This window comes from Prevotella lacticifex, assembly GCF_019973375.1.
Classification (GTDB): domain Bacteria; phylum Bacteroidota; class Bacteroidia; order Bacteroidales; family Bacteroidaceae; genus Prevotella; species Prevotella lacticifex.
Genome location: NZ_BPTV01000002.1, coordinates 621,418 through 639,432 on the forward strand (window position 1 = coordinate 621,418; position 18,015 = coordinate 639,432).

Genomic DNA, 18,015 nt, shown 5'->3' on the forward strand with positions numbered 1-18,015 from the left:
CCGAGCTCGTCAATAATACGAATAATATTCACGTGTGAACGGAGGCTGGAAAATTGTATTCATGGGTCCTTCGAGGCAAGCGGAAGGCCACGAGAACTGTCCCTGCAAAGGAAGAGAGACGGAACATATATTTGATTTTTATTAAGAAACTGAAGAAGTTCGGAGTGGCCATGCGGAATAAAATATGGAGGCCCCGCAACAGCCGCTGCTGCCACGAGGCCTCCCGTTGATACAATATGACCTATTTAAGTATGGACCCTACTTTATTCCATAGATGACGGGAATCCCTCCTTTCGCTGTCAACTACTTTATTTCATAGATGACGGCCTTTCCTCCTTTCACTGTCAGCTTGTTGTAGGGCTCGGTTGGGAAGACGAGGTTTGTCATGGCCATCTTTCCGTCGGCGTCGAAGGCCTCAATGCTCGAGGCATCGACGAAGATGCGCAGGGCGTTGATGCGTCCGTGGGTAGGAGCGGTGGTGACACACGGGAAGGCATCGCTGAAGTCGACCTTTCCGCTTGTGCGGCGGTCCATAGCGAACGCCTTGTTCTTGGAGCTGTATTTCATGGTGACCTTCTCGCCTTTGCCGTTGCTCAGGACGATGGTGGCCCCGTCGCGGAGTTTGCTGACGACAATCTCACATTTCGTCGACGGTGATGCCAGACGGCGGCCGCGGGCGGCGGTCATCTCCGGCGACGGCACCACGCTGACATAGTCCTCGCCACCGTCGGTGAAGATGCCGAGGTCGCGGGGTATGGAGTTGGCCGAACGGTACTGCTGTGTGGGCACCTGTGTGGCATACTGCCAGTTGCTCATCCATGCTATCGCCACATGACGGCCGTCGGGGGCGTTGTCGAAGGTCACGGCGGCATAATGGTCCTTGCCGTAGTCCATCCATTTCGTTACTTCCGGATTGCTCTCGCAGGTGAACTTATGACCGTCGAAATTGCCGACGAAATACTGCGTTGCGCTTCCGCCGAAAGGACCGCCGGGGTTGATGTTGCAGACGAGCACCCACTTGCCGTTGCTCATCTTCATAAGGTCGGGACACTCCCACACGCCCTCGTGACAGCCGTAGCCCTCGCCGAAAGAGCTCTCGAAGGTCCATGTCTTGAGGTCGTCGGACGAGTAGATATTCATCTTCTGTCCGCACGACACGATGACGTAGTACTTCTTGAAGTCGGGAGCGTAGAAGAGATGCGGGTCGCGGAAGTCGGGGGCCTTCGCCGTGATGACGGGGTTGCCGGCGTACTTCGTGAATGTGGTGCCGTTGTCGGTGCTGTAGGCCATGCTCTGGGTCTGTCCCTCTCTTGCCGAGGTATAGTAGGCCACGACGGCCTCCTTGCCATATCCCGCCACACCGTCGTGGTCGACGATTGACGAACCGCTGAAGATTGTCCCCCAGGCGTCGGGCTCCACGGGGTCGCCTTCGAACGTCCAGTGTACGAGGTCGCGGCTTGTGGAGTGGCCCCACGACAGGTTGTCCCACAGCGATCCATAGGGATTGTGCTGATAGTAGAGATGCCACACCCCGTCCTTATAAAACATGCCGTTGGGGTCGTTCATCCATCCCCATGCCGGAGTATGGTGGTATGCAGGACGGTACTTCTCCTTGTTTGTGACATCGAAAGAGTCCGACTCCTTCATATATTTCCAGCACGTGAAACTCTCGATGTTTCCCGATGAACGCCGGTTGGCCGGGAAGATGATGTCGAGCAACACCGGTTCCTTCGTGCCGAGGGCCTGCAGGTCGAGAGGCACTAGATAGTCGGGCTTACCGACGGCGAGTCTCACGCGCAGGCTTTTCAGACAGTGGTTGCCGGCGATGACCCTTATCTCGGCAGCGTCCTCCTTCTCCTCTACGGGCAGGAGGAGGTAGCGGTGGGCCGATGCCACGGCTGTGATGGCGTGGTTGTCGCTGATGAACCGTGTGGCCTTGATGGCATCCTGAGCTGTAGCCACGCCGATATTCACCAGTAAGGCTATGACGATGGTGAGAGCCTTGCGGAGTCGCGGCGCGAGCGTGCGGCTGCGTTCCGTCTCTGCCATGTCACATACAGATGGAATGTTATTGAAGATTTTTTTCATCGTTGGTTCGTTGTTATTGAAGTTTCCGTTGACTATTCGTATCCCTTGTTCTGCTTGTAGAGTCCGGGGATGTAGTAGAGCTGGTTGTACGGTATGGGCCAGAACTCGTTCTTTCCCGCCGTGAAGTGTGCGTCCTTATAGTACTGAGCGTAGGACTGTCCGTCGTAGACGTCGTTCTGCTCGTGCTTGAAGAAGTTGTTCAGCGTCTCCGAGGCCACACCCCAGCGGCGCAGGTCGAAGAATCGTTCGTTCTCCATTCCGAGTTCGAGACGGCGCTCCCAGCGCAGGCACTTGCGTGCTGTCTCCTTATCCTGGAAGTAGCTTTCGGGGTAGAGTGCAATGTCGCACTGGTCGGCAGCATACTCTATGTGCTTGGCAATGGAGTTCTTGGCTCTCTGCCTGATGTCGTTGATGATGGTGCGTGCGTCCTCGAGGCGGCCGAGCTCTATGAGTGCTTCGGCCCTCATGAGCATCACGTCGGAATAGCGGAAGACGTAGTCGTTCATATCGAAGGCCTGCCATGGGCGGTTGAAAGTCTCACCCTTAGAGCGCTGTGGCACCTCCTTGAGCGATGTGTAGTAGCCGTAGGTATTCGGTGTGCGGCTGTTGGCCTTTGTCATCGTGTATTCGCTCTCATACTTATATGGGAATGTGGGCATTCCGACGGTGTGGAAGAGCCGCGGGTCCCATTTCTGTGCTGTGGGATGTCCGTTGACGGGATAGTCGTCGGTCTTGTTGTAGTCGTCGAACTCCGGCAGACCATTGCGGGTCTTGAAGGCGTTGACGAGGTCCTGCGACGGTTTGTGGAAATCCCATCCGCACGACCACATTCCCCAGCAGCCGTTGAGTGTGTTCGACCAGTTGGCGCGTCCGTAGTGTGTGTGGTCGGCACTGTAGTCGGAGGACTGGACGGCGAAGATGCTTTCCTTGCTGTTCTTATACTCGGGGAGGAAGATGTCGCCGTAGTCGGCGAGGTAGCCGTAGTCGGGGTCGCTGATGACCTCATCGGTATAGTCGACTACCTTCTGCATATATTCCTTGTTAATGTGGGCCACACCGTCGGTAGCCTCGTAGCCGTCGCCCCAGGCGAGTGTCAGGTAGCACTTGGCGAGATAGCTGGCCGCCGCCTCCTTGTTGGCGCGTCCGCCGTCCTTCTGCTTCACTGGCAGGTTGTCGTATGCAAACTGGAAGTCGTCGATGACTTTCTGGAAGAGCTGCTCATAGGTGAGCTCGGTGTTCGACACCTTCTCTGTGGCCTTGTCGCGGTATGCCTGCTCGTCAATCCATGGCACCTGGCGGAAGACGCTTATAAGCTTGAAGTAGAAGTGTGCGCGAAGGAAGCGCACCTCGGCCTCGCGCTCCTTGGTCGTCTCGGTGCCGAGGGTGCTCTCGCCGTTGTCCTCGAGGGCTACGAGGGCTACGAGGGCGCGGTTGCAGCGCGACACGGCACAGTAGAGGCGGTACCAGAGCTCGTCGAGTTCACCGCGTGTGGACGTCAGCGACGACCATATCTCGATGTCGTGATATCCGGTATCACCGGTGCCGCCACCACCTTTGAGGCAGTCGTCGGACGACAGGTCGCCGTAGGGCCATAGGTTGAACGGATAACTGTACCAGCAGTCGCCGAGCATGGCGTAGGCGCTGTTGACCATTTTCTCCGGATCGCTGAACGCCTTGTCCTCGTCGACGACAGCCGTGGGCTTATAGTCGAGGAAGTCGTTACAGCTCGTGAAGCCCATTGTCATCATGGCTGACAGGGCAAGAATATATATTTTTTTCATCGTTGTAGCGTTTATATATAAAATAGGTATAGTCTCGTTAGAAGCCCACCTGAAGGCCGAAAGAGAGTGAAGTAGGTATAGGATAGTTCCAGTTCGGGTTCTCCGGGTCCTGGCATGTGAGGCTGCTGCTCTTGATGGTCAGCAGATTCTGTCCGGAGACGTAGAAGCGTACTTTGCTGAGACGGATCTTCGAGATGAGGCTCAGCGGCAGACTGTAGCCCAGCTGCAGCGTGCGCAGCTTGAGATATGAGCCGTTCTCGACGAAGTATGACGATGCGCGTCCCTCGTCGGCACGGTTCTCGGTGCTCAGCCGTGGTATCGTGGAGCCGGTGTTGTTGGTGTTCCAAGCACCGAGCAGACGGCTGCCCTTGTTCGATCCCGGGTCGGTGATGGCGTAGAAGTCGGTCTGGAATTTCTGGTTGTTGTACACGTCCTGGTCGGCGACGCCCTGCCAGAACATCGTGAAGTCGAATGACTTATAGTTCAGGGCCACGTTGATGCCGTAGGAGAAAGCCGGTACCGGGTCGTAAATCCACGTCTGGTCGTCGCTCGTAATCTTGTGGTCGCCGTCGAGGTCGCGGTATTTGAGTCCGCCGACACGTGCGTTGGCCTGTCCTGAGGCATCGACCTCCTCCTGAGTCTGGAAGAGTCCGTCGCAGACATATCCTACTATCGATCCGTAGCTCTTGCCGCTCTCTACGAGGTTCTGCTTCGATGTGTGGGCATAAGCACCCTTCGTCGACGATGGCAGGTAGGTAACCTTATTGCGAAAGAAGTCGAGGTTGCCGCTGACATCGATGCCGAGACCGTTGTCGAGGGTTGTGCGGTAGCCGAGGCTGAACTCCATACCGGTGTTGCGCAGCGACGGTCCGTTCTGCCAGCTGTTGCCGCCCTCACCGGTGGCACCGAGGTATGCGGGGCTGATGAGCATGTCCTTGACGTTCTTCGTGTACCAGTCGATGGTGCCGTAGATGCTGCTGCGGAGGAGCATGAAGTCGAGACCGACATCATACTGTGTGGCTGCCTCCCACTTCAGGTGGTCGTTGGCGAGCTGTGTGGCACGGTAGCCTGATGGGAAGGTGCCCGAACCGGCGAGGGTGAGGTCGTAGGCTGTCGACGTGACACGGTCGAGGCCGTAGTCGACGACATAGAGTCCGAACTGCGCGTTGTTGTCGATGGCCTGGTTACCGGTCTTACCCCATGAGAGGCGGAGCTTGGCATCGCTGAGCCATTTGGCCTGCGGCAGGAGCTGCGAGAAGCGGAATCCGAGTGATGCTGCGGGGAAGGTACCCCAGCGGTTCTTGCGTCCGAAGCGTGATGAACCGTCGCGGCGTACGGTGAATGAGGCCAGCAGGAGGTCGCGCCAGTTGTAGTCGGCCTTGCCGAAGAATGATGCTAAGCGGTAGCCGAACTTAGCACCGGCGTTGCTCATAGTGCCCGTGGCGGCGTTAGGCCACATATAGTTGACATCCTCGAGGGCATAGCCTTCGGAGTAGGCCGAGAAGTCGATGACGCTCTGCTTTGAGAGCTCGCTGCCGAGAAGGATATTGAAGTGGTGCTGGTCGGCGATGGTGAAATTGTAGTCGGCCGTGTTCGACCATACCCAGTTTGTCTCGTTGTTGTTCGTCAGGGTAGTCTTGGCGATGGAGTTCTTCACCACGTCCGACTCGTATGTGTGGGTCAGGGCGTTGATGAACGATGTCTTGTAGTCGATACCGAAATTCGACTTCAGGGTGAGACCCTTGATGGGCTTGAGTTCTACGTATGCATTGCCGAAGACACGCCAGTAGTCGAGGTGGTTGTCGCGGTTGTCATACTGCTCGCGGGCGGGATTCTCGCGGTCCGACATTGATCCTACAGGACCGGCAAAGGTCTTTCCGTCCTTCTCGTAGACAGGTACTACCGGCGGCATCTTCAGTGCGTCCTCCATAGGATGGCAGTCGACCTGCGACGAGTAGGTGAGGGTGAGATTCTCGCCGACGGTGACAATTTTATTCAGATTCCACGAAGTATTCAGACGTGCCGAGAGATTCTTGAAGTCGGTGTATTTAAGGATACCGTTGTTGTCCTTGTATCCCACGGAGAACATTGCGCTGTGCTTGTCGTTGGCATGCGACAGCGAGAGGTCGTAGCCCTGTGAGAATCCGGTGCGCGAGATGGCATCCACCCAGTCGGTATCGGAGAAGGGCATCGTCTGCTTCTGGTTGATGAATCCGTTGTAAAGGCCGTTGGCCGTGTAGGTTACGTAATCGTTGGTAGCCGGGTTCCACACCTTGATGGGTGTGCCCGAGGCTGCGTTGAGGTCGATACCGTAGTTCTGGGCGTAGGCCACGGGGTCCTTACCGTCGTTGAGGGCGGCCTGGGCCATGGCGGTGATATACTGCTCAGTGTTGCAGAGTTTCATCTTCGACTGCGAGGTATAGAACTGAGCGGTGAGGTTCGACGAGAAGTCGATGGCGATCTTGTTGCCTTTCTTTCCTTTCTTTGTGGTGATGATGATAACGCCGTTCGACGCACGGCTACCGTAGATTGATGCCGAGGCAGCGTCCTTGAGCACCTGCATGCTCTCAATATCGTTGGTATTCAGCGAGTTGAGTGCCATCGTCGTCGGTACTCCATCGATGATGAACAGCGGGTCCTGCGACGAGTTGATGGAGCCGATGCCACGGATGCGAACCGTTCCCGTACCCTGTGGCGAACCGTCGGTGGTGATGGTCATTCCCGGCACGTGACCCTGGAGGGCACGCATGGGGTCGGTGTCGGCCGTCGTCTTGAGGTCCTTGGTGTTGACCACAGCCACCGAACCGGTGAGGTCGGCCTTGCGCTGGGTGGTGTAACCGGTGACGACAACCTCGTTGAGCTCCTTGGAGTCCTCCTTGAGCTGAATCTTCATGCCGGAGGCGGCCTTCACCTCTTGTGGGGCATAGCCGACATAAGAGACGACAATGGTGGAGCCTTGTGGGGCCGTGAACGAGAACTGTCCGTCGAGGTCAGTGACGGAACCGTTGGATGTACCTTTCTGTACGACGGAGGCTCCGATAATCGGTTCGCCCGAAACGTCGGTGACGGTACCGCTGACAGTGATGTCCTGTGCCAGCGCTGCTGCTGAAATCATGGTTGCCATGATCGCGAGCAAGAGAAATCTCAGATGTTTCATCTTCTTGCTGAGTTTTTAGTTATACTTGATAAGAATTGTTATAAATTCCAGTTCATAAGATTGAGTGCCAATGTCTTTTCGACGTTGCAAAGATATATAAAGGTAGAGGGAACAGTGTCGAAATATCGTTCCAACCTGTCGAAATTTGTTTCATGAACTATATTTTAACTCTTATGTCGCATTTGTGGAGCACAGGAGCAGCGACCCTGATGATTGTATCAGCAAATGTAAAAAGTAGACCCGTATTTCGTGACGTTCGTGCGGCATAGATGGCATTGGTTTCATGCACGAACAACACGAAGAATACGATTTTCGGCAGGCCGATAGCACAATTATCGGCAACGTCAAGGAGGGCAACCGCGTGACCTTCACCGTCGACGCTTATCCCGACGATACCTTCGAGGGCACCGTCACGCAGGTGCGCCAGGAGGCCACAACAACGAATAATGTTGTCACCTACGAGGTCGTCATCAGTGCCGACAACAGCGATCTGAAACTGAAACCGGGCCTCACGGCCAATGTCACCATCTTCACCAGTGAGATTTCGGGCGTGCTGAACGTCCCCGCAAGGGCCCTGCGCTTCACACCGACAAAGGAGACGGCACCGGGATACAAGATTGTCGAAACACGGGCAAAGAACAAGGTGTGGATTGTCGACGGCAATACCGTCAGGGCCGTGGCCGTGAATATTGGTCAGAGCGACGGCACCAATACCGAGATACTGAGTGGACTGAAGGAGGGACAGAAGGTCGTCGTGGCCGTGAAGTCGTCGACACCCGACGGCGGCGATGCCGACGACGCGGCGCAGGAGAGCAGTCCGTTCGCTCCGGGACCGAAAAACAATAAGAAGAAAGGATAGTATGGACAGAAAGGTTGTCATTCAACTCGACGACGTCAGACGCGATTTCGAGGTGGGCGGCAAGACCGTCCACGCTCTCCGCGGGGTGTCGTTCAAGATCTATGAGGGCGAGTTCGTCACCATCATGGGAAAATCGGGCTCCGGAAAGTCGACGCTCCTCAACCAGCTCGGATGCCTCGACACGCCGACGAGCGGTGAGTACTACCTCGACGGGGTGTCGGTGCGGCAGATGTCGAGGAGCGAGCGAGCCGTTCTGCGCAACAGGAAGATTGGGTTCATATTCCAGAACTACAACCTCCTGCCTAAGACGACAAGCATCGAGAACGTCGAACTGCCGCTGATGTACAATCCCAATGTCGGCGCACAGGAACGCTTCGACAGGGCCGTGGCCGCACTGAAGGCCGTCGGACTCGGCGAGCGCCTCTACCACAAGAGCAACCAGATGTCGGGCGGACAGCAGCAGCGAGTGGCCATAGCCAGAGCCCTCGTCAACGACCCGGCGGTGATTCTCGCCGACGAGGCCACGGGAAACCTCGACACGCGCACGTCGTTCGAGATTCTCGTCCTCTTCCAGAAACTCCACGCCGAGGGCCGGACGATAATCTTCGTCACCCATAACCCGAATATTGCACACTACGCCAGCCGGAATATCGAGCTCCGCGACGGTCACATCATCTCCGATGAAGTCAACGACAATATCCTCTCGGCTGAGGAGGGACTGGCCGCCATTCCGGCCGACACCGACGAATAAAGGAAAAGGATATGAACTACACCAACTTATTCAAGATTGCCGTACGCGCCATTGCCGCCAACAAGATGCGGTCGTTCCTCACGGCCTTGGGCATCATCATGAGTTTCGCCGTATGCTCCTTCACCGGCATCTTCTTCGGATGGTATCCAGCCAAGAAAGCCGCCATGCTCGACCCCATCGAGGCCATAAGGTATGAGTGATGCCCCGCCGAAATCAATGATGCCCCGCAGCTAACTGCAAAACTCCACGAATTCGCGCCGCTAATCAGCCGGTTCCATTTCCCTTTAGCATTCATAGCTACTATAGCTCCCCTATATTTCCCTATAGGCCTCTATAGTTCCTATGGATGCTAAAGGGAATCCTATATCTCAATAGCTCCCCATTCTCTCCTATTATCCCTATAGCCTTCTACCATATCCTATCCCCTCCTATTAATCCCTATCCTCTCCTATAAACCCCTATTGTCTCCTATCATTCCCTATCCTCTCCTATAATTCCCTATAGCTTCCTATAAAATCCCTATAATGTCCTATCGCCCCCTATAAAGCGCCTCCTGAGCGCCACATTTCCGCTGTGTGCGCAAACTGCGCAAATCTTGCAAACGTTTGCATTTGGTGAAATGTTAAATCTGAAATTTTTCTAACCAACATAAAGATAAATATCCTATCTTTGCCACAATGATTGGAATCTAAGAATCTGATGTCCACATTTGCGACAAACGCGGGCCTCAGCGATCCTAACTAAATAAATTCAAATAATAAATAACTTATATATATAATATGCAACCAAATATCTTTTCCATGCATGTGCGACTGCGCATTGTTTGCATGACTCTTGCACTGATGATGGTGACACCGGTTCTGAGGGCCACCGACTATTATCTTGTCGGCGACTTCAACAAGTGGACCCCCGGCGACACTTACAAGTTCTCGGTCAACGAAACAGGAACAACAGCCACGCTCTCGCTCACGGGGGCGCAGATAAACCTGGCCTCTACCAAGTTCCTCATCCAGGCTGTCGAGAGCTCATCAAATTCCTGGTATCTCAAGAACAGCACCGCTACGACGGTAATCGTCAACGGCGACGCTGTCACGGCCCCATCATCGAACAACAAAAAGGACGCCGACTACACCGTCAGCGGACTTTCTACATTATCGTCGACAACCTACACCTTCACGCTTACAGCCAACTCTAACGATATCAACGACAGCAAGCTGAAGATTACCAGTTCCTCCACTGGGGGGGGCACGTCATCGTCGGTTAACCAGCCGGGCATCTATCTCTTAGGAGAGAACTTCGGAGCCACCGACCCGGCGAAGCACCTTACTTATAAGTTCATCCGTAAGAACGACAGCGAGTATCACTTTGCCCTCTACGCAGGTTCCATGCCCATGAGCGTGGAGCAGCATGGCGCAAACAAGACCGACATTACGCCGTCGTGGAACGGCTATACATTCCGTATAGAGTATGTCGATGCCGAAGGCAATACAACCGTTTACAGTCCGTCGGCCAGCGACGGCTACACCCTCACCGGCACTGACACCAATTCCGGCAAGGAGAAAGACCTCGGCAATGGTTCTAATACCTGGAAAATTGAAGACAACGGTGGAATTTACGACCTTGTCGTAACCGTCGACAACGACGGCAAGCCTGAAAAGTGGTACTACAGCAGCGACCCAAACAGAATCGTGGCCTACAAGGCCAGCTCGTCGAGCAACTGGACTACAGAGGGATTCCTCTACTGCGTGAAAGACAAGAACAGCGAAGCCACGGCTTACTGTAAGAATTTCTTCGGCACCATCCCTATGGTCAAGGACGAGGAGTTTAAGTTCATCCTTGGCAACTACTGGTTCGGCAAAAAGGAAGACAGCGAAATCTACGACCAGAACGTCAGCATCAACGGCGCCACCGAAGCACCGAACCTCAAGAATTACTACGACGGTATCTATCCCGTGGAGTTCAACCCCGACCGCACCGACTACCAGCTCAGCGGCAAGGACACCACGCCCCTGCGCATATTCATGATAGGCTCGGCGCTGAACAGCAGTCTCAGCAACACCTTCACCGACTGGAATCCGGCCGGTGCCACCGAGCTCGTCTACGACGATGACGAGCAGTGCTACAAGGGTACCGTGGCCCTGAACAAAAACGGCCACTTCCGCTTCCTGCGCGACAAGAACGCATCGGGACCCGCCACATCGCTCGAACTCAACTTTGGCGAGGATGCCAACGTGCCCGGCAAGGGCGGCGATACCGACGCCAACAACCACGTGGCCTACAACTCAAAGACAAGCGGCACCGATGTAGTCTTCAACCCCGACAACAATATATATAATGTGAGATTCTACATCGAGGCAGGAACGGCTATGGATGGATTCAACTGGGACAACGGCAAATACCGCTACACCATAGAGCTGCCGACACGCCTCAACGCCACAATCACCCCGACGACGGCCACCGTCGACTACGCAGCATCGCTGACGCCGAAGGTCAGCGTGGTGGGCACTACCAGCGACGAACAACGCACATACGCCTTCACCATCGACGGCACCAACCCGACCATCGACCCGGCAACGGGCAAGGCCACCGGCACGACGGTCGTGAGGCCCTACAAGTACGATAAGGTCGTACCGACCGATGACGTGTACACATTCTTCATGTCGTCAGACAACAAACTCACATATATCGGCACCGACAAAAAGGAGCACACCCTCGACGGCAACACCGTCACCGTGAAGGCGCAGGCCGTGCAGACCGTCACGAAGGGAAGCAAATACCGCCTCGAAGGAGACATTGCCACAGGAACTTACGTCTTCAAGACCGCAGGCACTGCGCCGGCGGCAAGCTACACCATCAGTGTCGTCAACGACAACAAAACCGACCTGGCGTCGATAAACAAGGCTACGGCTACCGTCACCGTGCTCAACAAGGCGACAAACAGCGACGATGGTGTCGATGTCTACTACACCACCAACGGCTCAGACCCCGTGGCAGCGGAAAATCCGAACTCACGCCTCGTGCGCGACCGGAAGATTACGGTATATTCCATCGGCAATCCTGACGACATAAACCGAATCCGCGTGGCCATAGCCGGCTCGAAGGAATCAGATGAGGATGACGGTACCACTCATGCATCGTGCACATACGATGTGACATGCAGTACATCGGAGGGAGGATACATCAACTACCGCGACGGATACAGCGATGGAAAGACCCTCGGCGGCGACGGACACATCGTCGTATACGTGCAGCCATGGTCATCGGACGACAAGGTGAGCGTTGCGACTGGGGACAACCCCGGAGAGGGCCGCGTACCATACATCTACGCTTACGAGAATATCGACAAGGACGGTGTGGAGGTATCGAAGAGCCTCACCAACGGCCACCACATCATTGACGTAACAAAGGATTTTGCACTTGTTCAGACCGTTAACCCCGACGAGCAGTGGTATTATGTCGACCTCGTCCCCGACAAGGGCTATAAGGAGGTGAACGTCTGTATGGGGTATTGCGACCAAGACAATAGCAATACCTATACGCTCACGGCCGCTACCGTGGCCAACGCCCGCAACGATATGTTCCTGAAATACGATGTGGCCACAGGAAAGATAGAGGATGTCACCCACGCCTACACCGGCGACCACTTCTACACCACCGGCGCGGGAGGCACGAAGAGCGAGAATGCCAACCCGGGAATCGGCGAGCACTTCTTCTTAGCTCAGGTGCCGGTGGCATGGGTCATCAACGGCAACGAGGTGAAGGTGGAGAAAGACAATACCGTCTATAGCGATGCCACGGTCGTAACGCAGGGCGCCGCCGAGACATCCGACCTCTCGAGGGTCTGCAAGATTACCGTCCCGACAACGCTGCCCGAGAACACCCCACTCACCATCCGCCCGTATAACGGCAGCGAGGCCAGCAATGTGGGCTTCGAGGTCAACTACAAAAACGGAGGATACTATTTCTATGAGTCGGCAACACACAATACAAAGGACGCTATGCTCGTCTTCGCTGCCGATACCAAAGACGACAGCGACAAACGCGAATACGGTCATCGTGATGTCAACCACGTCCTTGATACGTATTACGGAGACGTCACACAATATCTTACTCCGAACTGGACCTACAGCCCCGACACAAAGACAAAGGAGATAACTGTCAACAACAACTGGAACGGCAAGACGGCAACGGTAAACACCATCGATGCCGGTACTACCATCTCGCAGGACGTCGAGGGACTTGACCCTGGTGTCTACACCGTACAGATGATCGTCAGGGGCAAGAGCAACGCCATTGGAACTCTTCAACTCCAGGGCAGTGAGTATACTGATGAGAAAGGCAAAATTGTGGGCAGCACGACAGGCTCCGACAGCAAGACCTTCGCAGGATACGACGCACAGGGTACCATAACTACCGACGGACGTGTGGAGCGGCTCCTGAAGACGGAGACGGAGAAAAAGAACGGATGGCAGAAACTCGAGACGACAGCGACTGTGGGCGACGAGGGAAAGCTGACGGTAAGTCTGAAAGCCGAGGGCGAAGAATTGCAGCTCTCCGACGTGACACTACTCTGTAATGCCAACAATCCTTCTGAATTCCCGACAGTATGGACAAAGGCACCGACGAGCAGCACCGTCACGGAATATAACCTCACCGACCGGAAAAATGCCAACGACTTCAGCTTCTTCGACCGCGGCGACAACAGTAATGCTGTCATCTACGCCGACAAGAACACCGTGCTCGGAATGAGCCCGAATACGTACAATGTGGCAGTGCCGACTGAATATAGATCAGCGAAAGGCGGAATAGTTTTCCATTCGGTAGGTAAAGGTACTCCTAATGCCAAAGATTTCGATAATGCAACAGGCCACAAATTGGCATTCGACGACAATCCTGGTACGGACAACTGGACCAACGATAACACATGGGGTACATCTAAAGGAATATCGTGGAGCAGTTTCTCATGGAACAGACAATTCACCGGTACAGCCTCAGGCTCAGGCGAAAGAAACACTATCTTTCTGCCGTTCAAGATGAGCGCTGAACAGATCAAAGGTATCTTCGGCGAAAACGCAAAGGTATACAAAATCAAGTCGGTCAACACGGATAAACTCACCGTAGAGGGAACAGAGGTGACCGAGACTAATCCGAACACCCCGTACATCCTCGAACTGCCGGAGGCAAAGGATGGCGTATCGTACGATGGCACGCTGAATACCTGGATTTCGAATGTTGAATCCATTCCGACAGAGATAGAAGGCACTCAGGACTATTTCGTGGGAGTGTATAAGTACACCAAATTCACGTCAAAGAGTGACGGAACTTACGATTACTATGGCTATGATGCCGAGCGCAACGGCATATTTAACTTCTTCAGTGATGATGGCGCCGATTTCAAACCATGGCGGGCTTATCTGAGAATCAAAACGAGTGCCGGGTCGAAACCATACTACTACTTCGTTATCGACGAAGGAGGCACGACGGCCATCGACAGTGTTAGTGCCGCTGCACTCACCGACGACGCCCCGGTCTACAATCTCCAGGGTCAGCTCGTAAGGAGAGCCGGACAGCACACTCAGCTGCCGAAAGGCCTTTATATTCAGAAAGGTAGAAAATTCGTTCAGCAGTAAAGGAGGATAGTCATGAAGAAGAAGAAATATATTAAGCCTGTAACGGAGGTTATAGTGACAAGCGCAGGACATCTGTTGGCAGGGTCAGATCCCGGAATGCGTCATGGCAATTCCAAGGAGAACACATCCTTTGGCGATGAGTCCGACGATACCGAGAGTGCGCCCACCACGGGATGGGCGAAGGTCGGCACTGCCTGGGACGATGAACTCTAAAGCTGATAATGAATGCGGTGAGCCTCGCCACCGTGTTGATAATACATTGATTATGAATGCGCTGCACTTGCCACCGTATTGATAACACATTGAATATGAATGCGCTGCACATCGCCACCGTAGGGGCGGGGTTCATCCCCGCCCTACCAACTGCGCGGTAATAACACAGTGGAAATCTGTGGCATCATGTTGCGAATCATAATATTACACCGCTGCTGCGAGGGCGGGGATAAACCCCGCCCCTACGGCGGGTGGGTGCCGCGAATTGCTGCTATGATGCCGAACTACGTTGATTGCTCTATATCTGCACGCTGCTGCGAGGGCGGATGCGTGCCGCACATCGTTACCAACGATGCCGCAAGGCCTCCACGGCGACCCGTCCATACGGCGGATGCGCGCTGCACATCACTGGTCAGCGGGCTGCACGAATGTAAAAACATTTCGCACCACGCTAATCATTGCGTCACACCGGTATATTATTGATTTACAGGAGGTTGCTGATATGTATCTTTTGGCTTTATAAAACGGTACTTTTTAGAACGCAAAACGGTCCATTTCATGAGCTGAAATGGACCGTTTCGCAATGCGAAATGAGGTTCATCCGACAAATCGTGTGATTTTGTCATTATGCAAATTGAAAAGTCTTAACTTAAAATAGTCAATGTCCCGGTAGCCATAGGCGTTTCTCTTCAAGACTTTTATTTTATTGTTGATCCCTTCTACTTTTGCATTGCTTGTCCTACATTTGTAATAAGCCAGGATTCCAGTTCTGTAAGCGGCGATGGAATTACCCAGCTTTTCAAGGGTGGGAACTTTTGATTCCCGAGCCTGTTTTATCCAGTCATCCAGCACAGCTTCTCCTTCTTTATATGAGTCCTGCTTCCATACTTCTTGCAAGTATTCATTGAGAATGTAGGCTTTGCTCAGAGGTTCGTTCATCTTGATTACGTTATCCAATCTCTTCTTTTCATCCTCTGTAAAAATATCCTTATCATGGCGCAACAACAGCCAGCGCGTTCCCTTTATGACTTTTCTTTTTTCTAAGTCCTTCTCTTGATTATAGACCTCTCTTCTGACTTTGTCCAAGGCTTCGCCTGCCAGTTTCTGCACATGGAAGTGATCGAAAACGTGAATGGCATCAGGTAGGTTTTTCTTAATCGCAGAGATGAACGCAGCGGACATGTCTGAAGACACGGACTCTATCTTCGCGCCGCTTCTCTTCAATTTGGGCCAGAACTTCTTCAAAGAATCGATTCCTTTGCCATCTCCGACATGTATAATGGCACCACTCAACATGTCGACCACAATAGTCAGATAGACGTGTCCCTTCCTCAAAGCGAACTCATCAATACCAATGTGCTTGACATCCTTGATATCTATATGAGAAAACTTATGATTGAGATACGGTTCTTTCATTTAAATTTAGACTGACATGGCATGATTGTTGCTCAGTCTCCGCTTTACCGCAGAAATGCTATTTGTAGTAAAGGTCTGATGACCAATGGATAAAGTATCCCCTACCCAAGCTGGATGTAGCTTAGGGCTTATTATATATCCCTCAAAATTAACGACCTCTACAGACTGAGAAGAGAAATAGCATAGGCCAAGCTGTTCTTGGCGTAAGATGCAATGGCTGAGAACTTGACTTTAAAGAGTTCTTTCCTCTTTCTGATGGTCTCTGGCAGGTGCTTTTTGGAGGCTATGGTGTAGATGATATAAACAAGCTTCTGGATCGAGTCCAAGTTTCTGGCCGACTTTGTTTCTTTTCTCTTTGTGCGGTCCTGGCGCATTCTTGCATCCAGCGTCCAATGGAGATTGTTCTCGATTCCCCAGTGCATGCGGCTGATTCGATCCAAAGTCTGTGCCCTTTCTTCCAAACTGGTTATATAGTACCTCGTCTGTTTTTGTTCCGTTCCGCTTTTCTTTTCAATCGTATGCGTGTCTATGGCAATCACAGCCTTGACATTGAGGAATTTTTCAAGCGCCTTGATACCGGATATGTCTGAATATACACGGCATCGGCGTTGGTACAGCCTCCCGTGGGCAAGTTCCCACTCCGTCTTCCATTCGTCGTTAGGATGCAGCGTAGGCACAGCGTCCTCTACCGACCATCTTGCTGCTTTCTGGTTGGCTTTCAGCGCAATAAGATAGTCAGCTCCCTTCCCGACGATGCCTTTGATGATAGAACTTTGGCACGACATGGCATCCGCAGTTATAACGCATCCATTCATGTAGTCAGCCCGCTCTATGATTTTGGGCACAGCCTTTATCTCATTGCTTTTCACCTCACACATTTCAGTGTCAAGCGGCAACCGGTCGGTCACGCTGAAAGCAGTCACAACATCAGGAGAGCGTCCGTCGCCAATTTTCGTACCCAGCATGAACTTGCCGTCAATTGCAATGTGCCGTCTGTTTGCTCCATCATGCTCCGACACGTATTTTCGTGATAATGTCGAAACCAAAGAGGCCAAAGTAATGTCGTCGATTCCACCTTCCATCCTGCAAAGTGTGGGCTCGGACGGACATCCCTTAGCAAGAATGCCGAGGTGGTCTTGCAAGTAGCTCAAATGGATCGTTCCAAAGGCCACAATGTCCTTGCGAGTCTCGCAGCCGCATGCCCTGGCCAAAATAACCAGCAGAAGCATGTCGGACAACTTGTGTTTACAGTTGCCTTTGTTCATCCTACGATAATCTGGTACTGAGTGGATAAAATTTAACAAATCTCGGCTCAGCAAATGCGGTTTTTCAACCGCCAAACTCTTAATCCCTTATAGGGAAGAAAAAGTTGCATCCGAGATGATAAAAGTGCGTAATTGTTTGGTTATTAGCTAATTATTTTGTATCTTTGCAGTGTAAAAAGAAGAGGGGGCACAAAGTGCACTAATCGCACAAATACCATAAACCCCCTCTTCAAAAATAAAAATATATGACAAAAGGTATTAAGAGCCTGGCGGTTGAGAAACCGCCTTCGGGCGTTTGTGCCTATCGTCACATTCATTTAAACGGATTACATTGTGACATATTGTCTTCTATGTCGGCTTAAATGAAAGAGCCCTTTGATTGAGATAGTTCTTGTGGATATCCTTCACCGTATCCCAACTCAGACCGAGATAGTGGGCTACATCTTTTATCGTCATTCTATGAAGCAGTTCTATCACGAGCCTTGCCAAACGATGTGTATAGCGCTGCTTGCCGGTAACGAAATGAAGATCCTCATAGACATCAGCACCACATGTCTTACACTTTAGACGACGCACCTTTACATGTAAGATTGATTGCTTGGTACCAATGTTGACACTGCGGATTTTACGAATCTTGAACCCGTTGCGTACGACAACGTGACTATGGCAACATTCACATAAGGGCTCTTTCATTTAAGCCGACATAGAAGACAATATGTCACAATGTAATCCGTTTAAATGAATGTGACGATAGGCACAAACGCCCGAAGGCGGTTTCTCAACCGCCAGGCTCTTAATACCTTTTGTCATATATTTTTATTTTTGAAGAGGGGGTTTATGGTATTTGTGCGATTA

Annotated in this window: 10 protein-coding genes and 1 pseudogene; 5 read left to right on the top strand and 6 right to left on the bottom strand. The window is 52.9% G+C overall.

The features are described 5' to 3' along the window. Positions 1-303 precede the first annotated feature (303 nt). From LDN30_RS12880 to LDN30_RS12890, 3 genes are all read right to left on the bottom strand, one after another. Entirely contained in the window at positions 304-2,049 is a 1,746-nt protein-coding gene (locus LDN30_RS12880) for a glycoside hydrolase family 32 protein (protein WP_223929701.1), read from the bottom strand. 71 nt (positions 2,050-2,120) lie between these two features. Beyond that, positions 2,121-3,869: a RagB/SusD family nutrient uptake outer membrane protein gene (locus LDN30_RS12885; RefSeq protein ID WP_223929703.1), complete on the bottom strand. Its 1,749-nt coding sequence runs from the start codon at positions 3,867-3,869 to the stop codon at positions 2,121-2,123. Between the two features lie 37 nt (positions 3,870-3,906). Then, on the bottom strand, positions 3,907-7,026 hold the full coding sequence (locus LDN30_RS12890) for a SusC/RagA family TonB-linked outer membrane protein (RefSeq protein ID WP_223929704.1): 3,120 nt from the start codon (positions 7,024-7,026) through the stop codon (positions 3,907-3,909). A gap of 283 nt (positions 7,027-7,309) precedes the next feature. On the opposite strand from LDN30_RS12890, the gene LDN30_RS12895 reads away from it, so the two are divergent. From LDN30_RS12895 to LDN30_RS12915, 5 genes and pseudogenes are all read left to right on the top strand, one after another. After that, positions 7,310-7,885, top strand: a complete 576-nt coding sequence (locus LDN30_RS12895) for an efflux RND transporter periplasmic adaptor subunit (protein WP_373316548.1) — start codon at positions 7,310-7,312, stop codon at positions 7,883-7,885. A 1-nt stretch (position 7,886) separates the two neighbouring features. After that, positions 7,887-8,636 (top strand): ABC transporter ATP-binding protein, encoded by a 750-nt coding sequence (locus tag LDN30_RS12900; protein ID WP_223929705.1) that lies wholly within the window; start codon positions 7,887-7,889, stop codon positions 8,634-8,636. A 98-nt stretch (positions 8,637-8,734) separates the two neighbouring features. Further along, positions 8,735-8,836 (top strand): annotated as a pseudogene (locus LDN30_RS16540) (ABC transporter permease); the annotation flags it as partial. Between the two features lie 579 nt (positions 8,837-9,415). Then, the gene (locus tag LDN30_RS12910) at positions 9,416-14,266 is read left to right on the top strand and encodes a hypothetical protein (protein WP_223929707.1); all 4,851 of its coding nucleotides are present in this window, start codon (positions 9,416-9,418) and stop codon (positions 14,264-14,266) included. Positions 14,267-14,278: 12 nt separating this feature from the next. Continuing rightward, on the top strand, positions 14,279-14,479 hold the full coding sequence (locus LDN30_RS12915) for a hypothetical protein (protein WP_223929708.1): 201 nt from the start codon (positions 14,279-14,281) through the stop codon (positions 14,477-14,479). A 597-nt stretch (positions 14,480-15,076) separates the two neighbouring features. On the opposite strand, the gene LDN30_RS12920 is transcribed toward LDN30_RS12915, so the two are convergent. From LDN30_RS12920 to LDN30_RS12930, 3 genes are all read right to left on the bottom strand, one after another. Beyond that, a complete protein-coding gene (locus tag LDN30_RS12920; RefSeq protein ID WP_223929709.1) occupies positions 15,077-15,895 on the bottom strand; it encodes an ISL3 family transposase in 819 nt (272 codons plus the stop codon). 158 nt (positions 15,896-16,053) lie between these two features. After that, the gene (locus LDN30_RS12925) at positions 16,054-17,235 is read right to left on the bottom strand and encodes an ISAs1 family transposase (RefSeq protein WP_306421494.1); all 1,182 of its coding nucleotides are present in this window, start codon (positions 17,233-17,235) and stop codon (positions 16,054-16,056) included. Between the two features lie 273 nt (positions 17,236-17,508). Continuing rightward, entirely contained in the window at positions 17,509-17,853 is a 345-nt protein-coding gene (locus LDN30_RS12930) for a helix-turn-helix domain-containing protein (RefSeq protein WP_223929710.1), read from the bottom strand. Positions 17,854-18,015: the final 162 nt, after the last annotated feature.

What these genes read in the sequence shown, in the direction of transcription:
- LDN30_RS12880 (WP_223929701.1), bottom strand. Translation starts at nt 2,049, where the DNA reads ATGGCAGAGACGGAACGCAGCCGCACGCTCGCGCCGCGACTCCGCAAG.
- LDN30_RS12885 (WP_223929703.1), bottom strand. Translation starts at nt 3,869, where the DNA reads ATGAAAAAAATATATATTCTTGCCCTGTCAGCCATGATGACAATGGGC.
- LDN30_RS12890 (WP_223929704.1), bottom strand. Translation starts at nt 7,026, where the DNA reads ATGAAACATCTGAGATTTCTCTTGCTCGCGATCATGGCAACCATGATT.
- LDN30_RS12895 (WP_373316548.1), top strand. Translation starts at nt 7,310, where the DNA reads ATGCACGAACAACACGAAGAATACGATTTTCGGCAGGCCGATAGCACA.
- LDN30_RS12900 (WP_223929705.1), top strand. Translation starts at nt 7,887, where the DNA reads ATGGACAGAAAGGTTGTCATTCAACTCGACGACGTCAGACGCGATTTC.
- LDN30_RS12910 (WP_223929707.1), top strand. Translation starts at nt 9,416, where the DNA reads ATGCAACCAAATATCTTTTCCATGCATGTGCGACTGCGCATTGTTTGC.
- LDN30_RS12915 (WP_223929708.1), top strand. Translation starts at nt 14,279, where the DNA reads ATGAAGAAGAAGAAATATATTAAGCCTGTAACGGAGGTTATAGTGACA.
- LDN30_RS12920 (WP_223929709.1), bottom strand. Translation starts at nt 15,895, where the DNA reads ATGAAAGAACCGTATCTCAATCATAAGTTTTCTCATATAGATATCAAG.
- LDN30_RS12930 (WP_223929710.1), bottom strand. Translation starts at nt 17,853, where the DNA reads ATGAAAGAGCCCTTATGTGAATGTTGCCATAGTCACGTTGTCGTACGC.